This is a genomic window from uncultured Roseobacter sp., assembly GCF_947491795.1.
Classification (GTDB): Bacteria; Pseudomonadota; Alphaproteobacteria; order Rhodobacterales; family Rhodobacteraceae; genus Roseobacter.
Genome location: NZ_CANLKW010000001.1, coordinates 1,071,439 through 1,085,070 on the forward strand (window position 1 = coordinate 1,071,439; position 13,632 = coordinate 1,085,070).

A 13,632-nucleotide genomic window follows, 5' to 3' on the forward strand; every position below is an offset into this window, starting at 1 on the left:
GGATCAGTCCTCGGAGATGGGGCGGGTGCCCACAATGCGCAGGTTATAGGCCTCAAGACCTGTATATTTCGTTTGCGGGCTGTCTGTCAGCAGAACCAGATCGGTCAGACCCATGGTCGACATGATCTGTGCTCCGACGCCCGTTCGCTTGATGGTACGCGGAGCATCGTCATCATCCTCATCCAGACGCAGCCGCGGGTGCGGCTCGCGGAACAGCAGCACTGCCCCCCTGCCCTCCCTGGCGATAATCTTCATGGCCCGTGGCAATTCATCAGCCGGACCCGGGCCCAGACCCAAGATATCTTCCAGCGCGTTCAGAGCATGGGTTCGGACCAGAACCGGCTCGTCCGTCGTGATATCGCCTTTGGACAGCATGACGTGGTCCGTACCGGTGATCTTGTCGGCGAAAACCCGCATGTGCCATTCGCCACCAAAGGCAGATGTCACCATGCGGCTGTCCCGCTGCTGCAGCAGGTTGTCGTGTTTGAGACGATAGGCAATCAGATCGCTGATCGTCCCGATTTTCATGCCATGCTGCTGTGCAAACTCAACCAGATCCGGCAAACGCGCCATTTCGCCATCGGCCTTCATGATCTCGCAGATGACGCCGGAGGGGTGCAAACCCGCAAGGCGGCTGATGTCCACGGCAGCCTCTGTGTGGCCCGCGCGCATGAGAACGCCACCATCGCGTGCGCGCAGCGGAAACACATGACCAGGCGTTGCAATATCCGCCTGGCCTTTGGTTTCATCTATGGCTGTCGCAACAGTCAGCGCGCGATCGGGGGCGGAAATACCTGTGCTTACGCCTTCCCGGGCTTCGATAGACACAGTGAAAGCAGTCTCGTGCCGCGAGGAGTTATTGACGGCCATCATCGGCAGACCGAGCGTATCGATGCGCGCAGCCTCCATTGGCAGACAGATCAGCCCCCGCCCGTGAAGCGCCATAAAGTTGATGGCTGCGGCATCGGCGAATTGCGCGGGGATCACAAGATCGCCTTCATTTTCACGGTCTTCGTGGTCAACCAGAATGAACATCCGTCCCTGACGCGCATCCTTAATGATCTCCTGGATCGGAGAGATACTGTCGCGCAGTGTCTGCTCTACGGGTCCCGGGGTTTCAAAACTCATGTATCTCTGGCCTCTGATGTCCTGATCATGGCTTTAGACCAGCCATTGCTGGTTGACCAGACGCCCGCGCGCTCAGCTGCTGTGCATTTCCGAAAGGCGCGCAACGTAACGGGCCAGCGTATCGATCTCCAGATTGACCTGATCGCCAACCTTCACATCGCCCCAGGTCGTCGCCACCTTTGTGTGCGGGATAAAATTGATACCAAAATCACACCCGTCCACCGCATTGACCGTCAGCGACGTGCCATTCAGGGCAACTGATCCCTTTGGAGCGATGAATTTTGCCAGATCAGCGGGGGCACGCAGGACAACACGGGTACTGTCACCTTCTTCACTGACGGAGACGACCTCTGCCACACCGTCAACATGGCCGGACACGATATGGCCGCCAAGCTCATCGCCAACACGCAGTGCGCGCTCCAGGTTCACCCGCTTGCCCGCAGACCAGGTGCTGAGGTTTGTCTTGCTGACAGTTTCGGCACTGATCTGCACTTCGTACCAGTCAGGCCCCAGGGCGACAACGGTCAGGCAGACGCCGTCCGATGCAATGGAAGCACCCATATCGATACCTGCCGTGTCATAGGCGGTTTGAATGCGGGCGCGCAGATCGCCTTCCTGGCGGGTTTGCGTGACTGTGCCGATATCGGTGATGATTCCGGTAAACATAGCGGACCTCTGGTTTATCCCCGTCTGACCTAGCGGTGCGCTGTGTCACTGACAAGCCCCACGGCCGTCAGACACCGCGGGCAAGGCGCAGGGTCGCCCACACTGATCCCACCGGCAAACCGTTTCTGCGTGCCCGGCGATTGGCCTGAACCGCGCTGTTTTTCACCTGACACAGCGCCCACATGGCCATTTTCTGACAACAGCGACGCAAGCGGGGCAGACATGTGCCCCACTCTTGTGGGAGGGAAAAAACGACGTCGATTGCATTTTCTGATCACAACCACCCGGATACATGCCATAGCCACAGGCGGCCCGGACATACCCGAAAAACTGCAGGCAAAAGACAGCCCCCGCGCTCAGAAACCTGCACAAACCGCGGCCCATTCGCAACAGTCGCGGCGCGTGCACAAACACCCAGCGCCCGAAACTCTTGCTTTTTCCCGGGTTTAGGGGCTACTCCTACAGCAATAACGCCGGAAAATACCGGTGGTACGAGGCAGAATAAAACAGGTCGAGGAGACCGAGCAGTGATACCTTTCGGCAACCGATGGGCGCGCCCCATCGCTGTAATTGCGGCATTGGCCGTCATTTCGTCGTGCGGACTTCCCAAAACCGGACCAAACAAACGCCAGATCTTCAGCGGATCTGTTCAGCAGGAAGGCGATGCATTCGTCGTCGAGGTGAATGACCGGGTGACACGCGCCACAGCAGTGGTTCCGGCCCTTGGATTTTCAGACGGTTTTCAGAACGCGGGTGTGATGGGGTCAGACACGATCCGGCCCGGTGACGTTCTGGGTCTGACAATCTGGGAAAATGTAGACGACGGCCTGCTGGCCGGTGAAACACAAAACGCGACACTGCTCGAAACCGTTCAGGTCGACGGCGCGGGCTTCATCTTTGTTCCCTATGCGGGGCGCATCCGAGCCGCTGGCAATTCGCCCGAAGCTATCCGACGCATCATCACTGAGCGCCTCGAAGAGCAGACGCCTGATCCGCAGGTCGAAGTGCGCAGAATGGCAGGTGACGGCTCGACTGTTTCGCTTGTCGGTGCTGTCGGTGGTCAGGGGGTCTATGCGATTGAACGTCCCACCCGTACATTGTCGACCATGCTGGCCCGCGCCGGCGGCGTGACGATCGAACCTGAGATTGCACAGATCACCGTCTTGCGCGGACATGAAACGGGCCGCATCTGGTTCCAGGACCTGTACAGTTTCCCCGAGCTCGACATCGCATTGCGCAGCGGGGACAGAATTCTTGTCGAGGAAGACACCCGGTCCTTTACGTCGCTTGGTGCGACAGGAACACAGGCGCGTGTTTCTTTTGAATCCCAGAACCTTTCAGCGCTTGAGGCGATTGCGCAGGTCGGTGGCCTGGTTGCCAGCTCGTCGGATGCAACCGGTGTGTTTGTGTTCCGCAATGAGCCAGATGTGATCGCCGCAGAAGTACTTGGCCGTGATGACCTGATCGGCGCACAGCGGATGATCTACGTTCTGGATCTGACGCAGCCCAACGGGCTGTTCCGGGCGCGGGACTTTGTGATCCGTGACGGAGATACGCTCTACGTGACCGAAGCTCCGCTGGCACAATGGAATAAAACCATCTCCGGGATCTTCGGCTCTCTGGTCAGCCCGCTGGCCAGTGTTGATCAGCTGGCCAACTGATCGCAGCTATGGGCGAAACGCCTTCTTCAGAAACAGCCGCCGGGCACGGAAGCGCCCGGCGGCTTTGCGTTTCCAGCGGCGGTTTTCCGAACCAGCCGCGCGTAAAACGCATTCTGGAGCTCTCGGGCTACGACGTAAGCATAGGCCCACCCGGTGATGACGACGCGGTAGCTGTGTGGGGTAACAGCCCGGCAACACATCGCGACGAAGGACTTGCAAATCGCCACGATGCATCAGTGATCCGGGTCGAGGACGCTTTCCTGCGCTCTTTGCATCCCGCCCCTGCGGGCGAGCCTCCGCTGGGGCTGACACTCGATACCGGAGGCGTGCATTACGACCCGTCTGTTCCGTCGGACCTTGAAGCGATCCTGTCCGGGCATCCATTGGACGATACCGCTCTGCTGGATGAGGCGCGTGGCGGCATTGCGCGTCTGAACGAGGCGCGTTTGGGGAAATACAGCGCTACTCTGACTGATGTACCGGCCCCTGCTCCCGGCTATGTACTGGTCATCGATCAGCCCCGGGACGACGCATCAGTTACTGCCTGCGGCGCTGACCGGAACCGTTTTCTGGAAATGCTTTTTATCGCCCGCGAAGAGCATCCCGCGGCACCGATCCTGATCAAAAGCCACCCCGAAACAGTTCAGGGGTTTCGGGACGGCTACTTTGAGCCACAGGACGCCTCTGAGAATGTCCGGTTCCTGACCGACCGCATCAGCAACCAGAGCCTGTTTGAAGGCGCTATTGGCGTCTACACGGTGTCCTCTCAGGCTGGTTTCGAGGCCATTTTTTCGGGTCACAGGCCGCGTGTGTTCGGACAGCCCTTTTATGCCGGGTGGGGCCTGACGGATGACGAGTTTCCCGTTCAGCGCCGTCAGCGCAGACTGACCCGTGCACAGCTTTTCGCGGGCGCTGTGCTGATCTATCCCAAATGGTACAGCCCGTTCACAGACAGCCTGTGCAGCGGATCAGAGGCGATTGAGATTATGGCCGCTCAGGCGCGCGCCTGGCGCGAGGATCACCTTGGCTGGGTCGCATCAGAGATACCGATGTCGAAACGCGCACACCTGCAGCAGGCGTTCGGGGCCTGCGCGCCTGTTTTATTCGAGGATGATCCCGGGCGCGCCCGGGCAACCGGACGGCCCTGGATGGTCTGGTCGGGCAAAGCAACGCTGGGACACCGGGACGCCGCACGGGTCACGGACGGTTTTCTGCGATCAAGTGGTCCGGGAGCCGAGCAGGTGCCTGCGCTCTCGCTCGTTGTGGACCAGACGGGCGATTACAATGACCCCGGCACGCCCGGCCGCCTCGAACAGCTTATTGCAGCCCGGGCAGATCTGCGCCCTGATCAGGAAAAACGCGCACAGGCCCTGATCCGGACGATCCGGCAAGAGGGTCTGACAAAACACACTACAACTGGTCGAACACCCGAATTGCCAGAGGGTCATCTGATACTCGTGCCAGGCCAGGTCCGGGAAGACGTCTCGTTACAGGCTGCGGGCGGTTTTGTGGCAGACGACATCGCACTGCTGGAGCGGGCGCGTGCCGCGCGCCCGGATGCCATCGTGATTTACCAACCCCATTCTGATGTGAGCGCCGGGCTGCTTCACGGCGGTATCCCTGAAGGTCTGGCAGATGTTGTTCTGCCGGATACCGAGGTCTCGGACCTGCTGGAAAAGGTCGACGAGGTCTGGGCGATGACCTCGCTGACCGGATTTGAGGCACTGATCCACGGCATGCCGGTCACCACGACGGGAGCGCCCTTTTACGCAGGCTGGGGGCTGACGACAGACACAGGTGATGTGCCGCCGCGCCGCCGCGCAACCCCGTCGCTGACCGGGCTGGTACATGCCGCACTGATCGACTACCCGCGGTACACGGACCCGGTGACGGGCTTGCCCTGCCCGGTCGAAACCGCAATCATGCGTCTGAGTGAGGCATCCGGCCTGCCACGCAGCAGACTGAACCGACTGCTCGCGAAACTGCAGGGGCTGTTTGCAATCCGGGCCAATCGCGGGCGCTGATCAACGACGCGGTTATGTCCGTGGCCTGCGCCAGATATTCAGAACGTCACCGCCCACCTGCCGGCATGACTTCAGCCTGTACCGGTTGGCCTGATCGAGCCTGCCCAGACCGAGCGCGCCGACAGAAGGCAGCCCCTCGGCACCGATACCAAGACCCGCCGTGAACACGGCGAGCTCGTCCACCAGGTCCGCTTCAGTGAGCGAGGCGGCGAGCGCGCTGCCACCCTCGCAGAACACACGTGTCAGCCCGTGACCGGCCAGTTGCCTGAGAACATCCACAGGGTCCAGCTGGGCACCAATGGCGGCGCAAGGAAGCAGAGTTGCGCCCAGATCGTGCCACGTCTGCTGGAGGCCTGCATCCGCATCCCGGCCATGGCAGAGCAGTACAGGAACATCTTTCGCTGTTCGCGCAAGCGTACTCATCAGCGGCAGATCCAGCCGTCTGCTGATCACCACACGGACCGGTTGCCAGGTCGTGCCCAGATCCCGAACGGTGAGTGACGGATCATCTTTGCGCGCGGTTCCGCCGCCAACCATGACCGCATCATGGCGCGCGCGCATCGCGTGCACCAGGCGGCGCGCGGGCACCCCGGTAATCCACTTACTTTCGCCCGTTCCGGTCGCAATGCGTCCGTCAAAGCTGCTGGCCAGCTTCAGCGTCAGAAACGGTCGGTCCAGTTCGATACGGGAAAAGAAACCGGCGTTGGCTTCGCGCGCCTGCGCCTCCATCATACCTGTTTCAACGGTCACGCCGGCCTCGCGCAGCATGGCAAGGCCCCGCCCGGCAACCCGGGGGTCGGGATCACCGGTGGCACAGACGACGCGGCGGACCCCGGCATCGATTAAAGCCTGAGCACAGGGGGGCGTTTTACCGTGATGCGCGCAGGGCTCCAGCGTCACATAGACATCTGCACCACGCACAGCAGAACCGGCCTGTTCAAGGGCTGTCGTTTCTGCGTGCGGGCGACCACCGGGCTGCGTCCACCCGCGTCCGACAATCCGACCTTCGCGGACAATCACACAGCCCACAGCCGGATTGGGCCAGACCCGTCCAAGCCCGCGCCGGCCAAGACTGAGCGCCAGCGCCATAAAGCGGCGGTCTGCGCTCACTCCTCAGGCGGCACGTCGGGCCGCAGCTCACTTACAAATTTGTCAAAGTCATCAGCGGCCTGGAAGTTCTTATAAACACTAGCAAACCGCACATAGGCAACGGTGTCGATCCGTGCCAGAGCCTCCATCACAATCTCGCCGATCTGTTTGGAGTTGATGTCCGTCTCGCCCATGCTTTCGAGCCGCCGCACGATGCCGGAAATCATCTGGTCGATGCGTTCGGGATCAATGGGGCGTTTCTGCATGGATATCCGGATCGACCGTTCCAGCTTGTCGCGGTCGAAATCCTCGCGCTTGCCATTGGATTTTATCACGACAAGATCGCGCAACTGTACCCGCTCGTAAGTGGTAAACCGGCCGCCGCAGGCCGGGCAAAAACGGCGTCTGCGGATGGACACATGGTCCTCCGCCGGTCGGCTGTCTTTTACCTGGGTGTCAATGTTTCCGCAAAACGGGCAGCGCATGGGCCGTCCCCCTTCTCCAGTTCTCTGCCTCTTTTGTGGGATCGCCGCCCCACTTGCGGATACTTATAGGCCACCGGCTAGGTTTTGGGTAGAGGAGAAATGCAGCCGCCCTATCTGGTGGCAATCATCAGCCGCCGCCGGCGCTCAGAAACTGAACGACGACCTCACGGCGGTGCGGGGCCTTACGGTGCTCGAAGAGGTACACCCCCTGCCATGTGCCCAGTGTCAGACGCCCGCCCGCAACAGGAACTGACAGGCTGACAGGCATCATCGCGGCTTTGATATGCGCGGGCATGTCGTCCGGCCCTTCAAGAGTATGGCGCAGATACCCCATGGAGGGATCATCCGACGGTGGCACCAGGCGGTCAAAAAAGGCGCGCAGGTCCAGCACCACATCCGGATCGGCGTTCTCCTGTATCAGCAGAGAAGCCGATGTGTGGCGCACCATGATAACCGCGACACCGTCGCCACGACCTGCAACAAGGCCATGCAGCTGATCTGTGAATTCGTAAAGCCCGGGGCCGTCTGTACGAATGGTGATCACATGCATCGGTTTTTTGCGTCCCGGTACGGCTGCAGGTCAGAACCTGTCCAGCAGATCATCAATAAAGACATCGCAGAATTTATAGGCATGACCAACCGACAGGTTCTCGCCCTCGCGGCGCACCGAAACCGAATAAGACGGCGCGGTGTTCAACAGGCGCTCATCCGGCGCCAGGGTGTAGGCGACAGCCTTCGCGCCGGCTTGTGTTTTGGACGGACCGAGCGGGCTGAGCACAAAAAGGCGCTTGCGCGCGCCATCGAGGCCAGCCCGTCGGGTATAGTCTGCCGCCGCACACCAGATATCCGTCGCCCCCGCGCCGCGGCTTTCAATAACTTCGAACGTCTGGCCAGAGAGCGGATTTACGACAAGCCGGTTTTTGGCAAGGTAAGGCTGAGCGGCGAGCGGGCCTGCCGCAACCGCCAGGGCACAGGTGAAAAAGATACTACGCATAACGGCTCCTGTCAGAATTGCGTTCTGGTGGAAATACTAGCGCCGGTCCGTCAGAGAGCAAAATCGCGCCGGGTGACGATTTGCTGATCAATTGTGTCTGCGCAACCGGGTCACCGGAAAATCCGGTCGCCCTGTTCGTCGATGACCTGTTTCGCTTTGCTGACCGACGCTTCCTCCGCCGCCTCACGACCCTGCAGCGTGTCCGCGCGGATCAGGCTGTGGCTGCGCGTCTCGCCGTCAGTATCTTTCTCGATGGTGGCCGAGATACGAAAGGTGTTCCCTTCGGCAATCGGCGTTGGCGTGATGCGGAAATCTTTGTAGGTTACGACTTCTGCATCAGGTGCTTTGTCGCCCCCGCCCCCGCCGCCGCCGAAGAGTTTCTTGAGAAATGACATAGGTGCTCCCCTGTTCCCGTTTCTGATACCCTAGCGCGCGCCGAATGCCGGGAAAAGCAGGATCGCGCAGAGCGCCGTCACTCCTATCTGACCAACTCCATGTCTGTGTAGAACATACCCCAGCGGTTACCTTTTCCGATCAGGCGAACCATGTCGCCTCGTTGTGGGCTCGGGACAAGAAATTCATCGGGACGTGGAATACCACCATATGTCCGGTGATGATCTTCAAACATCAATTTGTCCGGGCCGCGTGACGGCGTCCTCAGTTCTCTGACCACGAATTTATACTCTACAGGTTCGCTCGTTATAACCAGAGATACCATTGGCAGCCAGGTAAAAGCTATGGAAGCATAGAACCACCACAACGTCTCCGGCGCAAACAGAAGCATTGCGAGCCGCTTGAACGGCTTATCTGAAAAGTCAGCAAAGCACCTTTTTTGCCACGTCGCGCCCTTTGCGCGTGCACAATGGCATCCAGGCGTTTGGTGTCCCACCAAACAACCCAGACCTCGGCGTAAGTTACCGCCAACAACACAAAGCCGAAAAGGATACGGGTCGCCTCAAACCATTCTGAGCTCGCAATGTAGCGAACCACCGGAAAGTGATGCACAAGTACGAAGGACGCGAGTGATATGGGGACTGCTGTCAACGGAAACAGCGCTGACAGTTTGAACCATACGCCCGGAACAGGGCGGCGTGTTGGTGCCTGGCTACTGGTCCAGGAAACTCCGCAATTTACGCGACCGGCTGGGATGCTTTAGCTTGCGCAATGCTTTCGCTTCGATCTGACGGATACGTTCGCGCGTCACGCTGAACTGCTGACCCACCTCTTCGAGCGTGTGGTCGGTGTTCATGCCGATACCGAAACGCATGCGCAGCACACGTTCTTCGCGCGGCGTGAGTGATGCCAGAACGCGGGTCGTGGTTTCCTTGAGGTTTTCCTGAATGGCGCTGTCCAGCGGCAGCACTGCATTCTTGTCCTCGATGAAATCGCCCAGCTGGCTGTCTTCCTCGTCACCAATCGGCGTCTCGAGCGAGATCGGCTCCTTGGCGATTTTCATCACCTTGCGGACCTTCTCAAGCGGCATCTGCAGCTTTTCGGCCAGCTCTTCGGGCGTCGGCTCGCGGCCGATTTCGTGCAGCATCTGGCGACCGGTCCGGACGAGTTTGTTGATCGTTTCGATCATGTGCACCGGGATACGGATCGTACGCGCCTGATCCGCGATGGAGCGCGTGATCGCCTGACGTATCCACCATGTGGCATAGGTCGAGAATTTGTACCCGCGACGGTACTCAAATTTGTCCACCGCCTTCATCAGGCCGATGTTGCCTTCCTGAATGAGATCAAGGAACTGCAGGCCGCGGTTCGTATATTTCTTGGCGATTGAAATCACCAGACGCAGGTTCGCCTCGACCATTTCTTTCTTGGCCTGACGTGCTTCTTTCTCGCCCTTTTGCACCTGTTGAACGATGCGACGGAATTCCGAGATATCAAGACCAACATACTGGCCGACCTGCGCCATATCCGCGCGCAACTCCTCGACCTTGTCGGTGGAGCGTTCGATGAACATCTGCCAGCCGCGGCCGGACTTTTCGGCCATCCGCTCCATCCAGTTCGGATCAAGCTCATAGCCGCGATATTCATCTATGAATTCACGGCGGTTGATCCGCGCCTGATCCGCAAGTTTCACGATCGCGGAATCGATCTGCATGATCCGGCGGTTGATCCCGTAAAGCTGGTCGATCAGTGCCTCGATACGGTTGTTGTGCAGGTGCAGTTCGTTGACCAGCAGAACAATCTCGGAGCGGAGTTTCTGGTAAAGCTCCTCGTCTGTGGTGGAGAAGGTGCCATCCTCGTTCAGAGTTGCCGAAATCCGGCTGTCCTGCATCTCGCTGAGTTTGACGTAGTCATCCGCGATGATGTCCAGCGCTTCCAGCACCTGAGGTTTGAGTGCCGCCTCCATGGCCGCCAGGCTCATGTTGGCCTGTTCGTCCTCATCGTCATCGTCGTCCTGGGCTATGGGGTTGCCATCTGCGTCAAGCTCCGGCCCCTCGTCCTCTTTCTTGGCCGAGCTGCCGTCTGCGGCGACGACAGGCTCATCAACTTCGCCCTCTTCGTCCATCTGGTTGCCAAAGGTGGCCTCAAGATCGATCACGTCACGCAGCAGGATTTCCTCGGAAAGAAGTTCGTCGCGCCAGATCGTGATCGCCTGGAAAGTCAGCGGGCTCTCGCAGAGCCCGGCAATCATGGTATTCCGGCCGGCCTCGATCCGCTTGGCGATGGCAATCTCGCCCTCGCGGCTCAGAAGCTCAACCGAACCCATTTCGCGCAGATACATGCGGACGGGATCATCCGTGCGGTCCAGTTTCTCTGAAGTGCCCGAAGATACAGCGACTTCGCGCGCGCCTTCGGTCGTGGTCAGCTCGGTGGAGCCCTTGGCTTCCTCTTCCTCGGCGTCTTCGTCCTCGATGATATTGATGCCCATCTCAGACAGCATAGACATCACGTCTTCAATCTGCTCGGAACTCACCTGATCCGGTGGCAGCACCGTGTTCAGCTGGTCGTATGTGATATAGCCTTTTTCGCGGGCTTCGCCGATCATCTTTTTGACGGCGGCCTGGCTCATATCCAGAGAATGGCCCGACTCCTGATCATCGGGTTTAGCGTCTTCACTGGTGTCTTTAGCGGCCATTCAAAGCTCCTGCATCCGAATCGATTCGTTGTGCCGAATCACTCGAGAATCATCTCGTGTTTTGGGGGAATCTTCCACCCGATACCCCGGAATTTGTGCCTTTTCCGGGTTCAAATATGGTTAATCGTGCGTTTTTTGCTTCTGTATTGTACGCAACAGGGCGTCGAATGCGCTGCGTTCATCCCGACTGATTCGCATTCCGTTGTCACCCACTTCGTATTCCGCTCTGTCTTCCTGACCGCTGCGTCTGGCAACATCCGCCGCACGGGCGGCCTCCGACAAGCGCCAGGTCAGGCCTTCGTCCGCCTCTCCCGTCAGATCCTCAGCGGCTTCGCTGATTTCCGCATCCAGACCACGGGCACTGTGAAGCTTGGCCAGCTCTTCGGCGACTGTCATCCGCGCTTTGTCAGCATCCCCCGGCGTTCGGATCGATGGCACCACGGACACATGGCGCTGTGACAACAGGTTTTCAAGGGCGGCGGCGCCGACAGTGTCTTCCAGCGCGGCCCTGCAGGCCTCGGGCGGTTGCCCCGCCATACGCAACAGGACGTCCCGCAGTGCGCCGTGAAACGGATCGGAACAGCGCATCTGCTCAATACCGCCTTCAAACTCAACGACAATATCCGGGCAGGTCGTCAGAACCGCGAGGATGATCGCCTCGCGTAACTGTTCTGTTGCAGCTTCTCCCTGCGCCGTTGCAAGAACAGAAGCCCGCGTTGTGGGCAGGGCATGTGCTGGCTGCTGCCAGTTCCCACGCGCCTTTGAGCCGCTTTTCGCATGACCCCGGTGCGGGCGGAACAACTGCCAGCGCAGGTCCTTGATTTCCTGCCCGTAATGGCTGCGGATGGACGGGTCTTTGATCAGCATGATCCGCTCGCGCAGTGCTTTGTCCAGTCCGGCCTTGCGCTCCGGGCTGTCGAAAACGCGCCCTTCAGTTTCACGTTGCCAGAGCAGCTGCACCATAGGAACGGCACCATCAAGAAGCTTCTGAAGCGCCGGCGCTCCCTGTGCGCGCAAAAGATCGTCCGGGTCCTGCCCGTCCGGCATCAGAGCGAAACGCAGTGATTTTCCGGCCTCCAGCAAAGGCAGTGCGAGGTCGATCAGGCGCATCGCCGCGCGCAAACCGGCGGTATCCCCGTCGAGCGCGATGACCGGCTCCGGCGCAATGCGCCACAGCATCTGCAGCTGGTTTTCGGTGATCGCCGTGCCCAGGGGCGCCACCGCCGCCTCGAAACCGGCCGAAGCCAGCGCGATCACGTCCATGTATCCTTCGGCCACGATCAGTTGCTGCCCCTTACCCGCCGCCGTCCTTGCGGGCCCCTGGTTAAACAGACTGCGGCCCTTGTCGAAAAGCTCTGTCTCGGGCGAATTCAGATATTTGGCGTTGTCATTGGGGTCCATTGCCCGTCCGCCAAAGGCAATCGCCCGGCCCCGGGCATCCCGGATCGGAAAAATAATCCGACCCCGGAAGGTATCATAGGGTTTGCCGCCTTTGCTGGAGGGCTTGGCAAGACCTGCACCCAGGATCAGATCATCCTCAACGTTTTTTTCTTTGAGATGATCCCACAGACCCTGCCACTGATCCGGTGCAAAACCGATCTCCCACCGCTCCAGGGCGTTACTGGTCAGGCCGCGCTTTTCCAGGTAGGCCCGCGCGTCAGAAGCCGCACCGGTGTTCAGCTGCAGGCGGAAAAACCTGACCGCCAGCTCCATCACCTCTGCCAGCTGTGTCCGCCTGTCTGCTTTCTGCTGCGCCTGGGGGTCCCGCTCGGGCATCGGCATACCCGCCTCGCGCGCAAGGATTTCCACGGCCTCCATAAAGCCCACGTTCTCCGTCTCACGCACAAAGGAAATGGCGTCGCCTTTCGCGTGACAGCCAAAACAGTAGTAAAACCCCTTGCGGTCATCGACATGAAAAGAGGCAGATTTTTCCTGGTGAAAGGGGCACGGCGCCCACATATCACCTTTGCCCTGATTGGATTTGCGCGCGTCCCAGATAACCTTGCGGCCTACAACCTGTGACAGGCTGGACCGGGTGCGCAGTTCATCCAGGAATCCGGGGGGCAGGCTCATGCGGCGATTATCGGGTCAGGGCCGCAGAGAGTCCAGCCGAACAGCATAGTCGCCAGCACCGATCCGGGCGGATATCCCGACTGCGACCGTACCAGGCAGGCTGTTTCACTGCCCCAGTTTCAGACACTCCGCATACCACCAGCCTTTGAGGTCTTCCGCTTTGAGGTCTTTGCGTTTCTTTTCGTAAACCGCCGGTGCGAGCAGTGGTATGATATTATTGTATTTCTCCGGCCATGTCGCGTTCTCGGACAAGACCGATGACAGTCTGCGTTCTTTCACACCATCCAGACGGGCTTCTTTGATTGCTTCCACCACATCAGCCTGATGTCCGCAGCTGATTTCTTTTTCTGACTGCGCCAGCGCGGGCAAAGCGCCAAGTGTCAGGGCAACGGGCAAAACGATACGCAACATGGAAAACCTCCGG

At 59.7% G+C, this 13,632-nt stretch carries 12 protein-coding genes; 2 read left to right on the top strand and 10 right to left on the bottom strand.

The features are described 5' to 3' along the window. Window positions 1–3 precede the first annotated feature (3 nt). Window positions 4–1,128, bottom strand: coding sequence for a 3,4-dihydroxy-2-butanone-4-phosphate synthase (ribB, locus tag Q1A34_RS05290; RefSeq protein WP_300031735.1), 1,125 nt, complete (start codon window positions 1,126–1,128; stop codon window positions 4–6). Between the two features lie 72 nt (window positions 1,129–1,200). Further along, complete coding sequence (locus Q1A34_RS05295; protein ID WP_300031737.1) at window positions 1,201–1,794, bottom strand: riboflavin synthase; 594 nt, start codon at window positions 1,792–1,794, stop codon at window positions 1,201–1,203. A 527-nt stretch (window positions 1,795–2,321) separates the two neighbouring features. Here Q1A34_RS05295 and Q1A34_RS05300 point away from each other — a divergent pair. Continuing rightward, window positions 2,322–3,455 (top strand): polysaccharide biosynthesis/export family protein, encoded by a 1,134-nt coding sequence (locus tag Q1A34_RS05300; protein WP_300031739.1) that lies wholly within the window; start codon window positions 2,322–2,324, stop codon window positions 3,453–3,455. A gap of 8 nt (window positions 3,456–3,463) precedes the next feature. Continuing rightward, window positions 3,464–5,479 carry a capsular polysaccharide biosynthesis protein gene (locus Q1A34_RS05305; protein WP_300031741.1) on the top strand — a complete coding sequence of 672 codons (2,016 nt, stop codon included), beginning with the start codon at window positions 3,464–3,466 and terminating at the stop codon, window positions 5,477–5,479. 12 nt (window positions 5,480–5,491) lie between these two features. On the opposite strand, the gene ribD is transcribed toward Q1A34_RS05305, so the two are convergent. The 8 genes from ribD to Q1A34_RS05345 form a co-directional block, all read right to left on the bottom strand. Further along, entirely contained in the window at window positions 5,492–6,589 is a 1,098-nt protein-coding gene (gene ribD / locus Q1A34_RS05310; protein WP_300031743.1) for a bifunctional diaminohydroxyphosphoribosylaminopyrimidine deaminase/5-amino-6-(5-phosphoribosylamino)uracil reductase RibD, read from the bottom strand. Continuing rightward, window positions 6,586–7,053, bottom strand: coding sequence for a transcriptional regulator NrdR (gene nrdR / locus Q1A34_RS05315; protein WP_169639892.1), 468 nt, complete (start codon window positions 7,051–7,053; stop codon window positions 6,586–6,588). The genes ribD and nrdR overlap by 4 nt, the downstream gene beginning before the upstream one ends. 127 nt (window positions 7,054–7,180) lie before the next feature. Next, window positions 7,181–7,597 (bottom strand): secondary thiamine-phosphate synthase enzyme YjbQ, encoded by a 417-nt coding sequence (locus Q1A34_RS05320; RefSeq protein ID WP_300031745.1) that lies wholly within the window; start codon window positions 7,595–7,597, stop codon window positions 7,181–7,183. Window positions 7,598–7,633: 36 nt separating this feature from the next. Continuing rightward, window positions 7,634–8,047: a hypothetical protein gene (locus tag Q1A34_RS05325; RefSeq protein WP_300031747.1), complete on the bottom strand. Its 414-nt coding sequence runs from the start codon at window positions 8,045–8,047 to the stop codon at window positions 7,634–7,636. Between the two features lie 110 nt (window positions 8,048–8,157). After that, window positions 8,158–8,442 (bottom strand): HlyU family transcriptional regulator, encoded by a 285-nt coding sequence (locus tag Q1A34_RS05330; protein WP_300031749.1) that lies wholly within the window; start codon window positions 8,440–8,442, stop codon window positions 8,158–8,160. A 710-nt stretch (window positions 8,443–9,152) separates the two neighbouring features. Then, the gene (gene rpoD / locus Q1A34_RS05335; protein WP_300031751.1) at window positions 9,153–11,135 is read right to left on the bottom strand and encodes an RNA polymerase sigma factor RpoD; all 1,983 of its coding nucleotides are present in this window, start codon (window positions 11,133–11,135) and stop codon (window positions 9,153–9,155) included. Window positions 11,136–11,255: 120 nt separating this feature from the next. Continuing rightward, window positions 11,256–13,208: a DNA primase gene (gene dnaG / locus Q1A34_RS05340; RefSeq protein WP_300031753.1), complete on the bottom strand. Its 1,953-nt coding sequence runs from the start codon at window positions 13,206–13,208 to the stop codon at window positions 11,256–11,258. Window positions 13,209–13,313: 105 nt separating this feature from the next. Next, a complete protein-coding gene (locus tag Q1A34_RS05345) occupies window positions 13,314–13,619 on the bottom strand; it encodes a hypothetical protein (protein ID WP_300031755.1) in 306 nt (101 codons plus the stop codon). Window positions 13,620–13,632: the final 13 nt, after the last annotated feature.

What these genes read in the sequence shown, in the direction of transcription:
- ribB (WP_300031735.1), bottom strand. Translation starts at nt 1,128, where the DNA reads ATGAGTTTTGAAACCCCGGGACCCGTAGAGCAGACACTGCGCGACAGT.
- Q1A34_RS05295 (WP_300031737.1), bottom strand. Translation starts at nt 1,794, where the DNA reads ATGTTTACCGGAATCATCACCGATATCGGCACAGTCACGCAAACCCGC.
- Q1A34_RS05305 (WP_300031741.1), top strand. Translation starts at nt 3,464, where the DNA reads ATGGGCGAAACGCCTTCTTCAGAAACAGCCGCCGGGCACGGAAGCGCC.
- nrdR (WP_169639892.1), bottom strand. Translation starts at nt 7,053, where the DNA reads ATGCGCTGCCCGTTTTGCGGAAACATTGACACCCAGGTAAAAGACAGC.
- Q1A34_RS05325 (WP_300031747.1), bottom strand. Translation starts at nt 8,047, where the DNA reads ATGCGTAGTATCTTTTTCACCTGTGCCCTGGCGGTTGCGGCAGGCCCG.
- Q1A34_RS05330 (WP_300031749.1), bottom strand. Translation starts at nt 8,442, where the DNA reads ATGTCATTTCTCAAGAAACTCTTCGGCGGCGGCGGGGGCGGGGGCGAC.
- rpoD (WP_300031751.1), bottom strand. Translation starts at nt 11,135, where the DNA reads ATGGCCGCTAAAGACACCAGTGAAGACGCTAAACCCGATGATCAGGAG.
- dnaG (WP_300031753.1), bottom strand. Translation starts at nt 13,208, where the DNA reads ATGAGCCTGCCCCCCGGATTCCTGGATGAACTGCGCACCCGGTCCAGC.
- Q1A34_RS05345 (WP_300031755.1), bottom strand. Translation starts at nt 13,619, where the DNA reads ATGTTGCGTATCGTTTTGCCCGTTGCCCTGACACTTGGCGCTTTGCCC.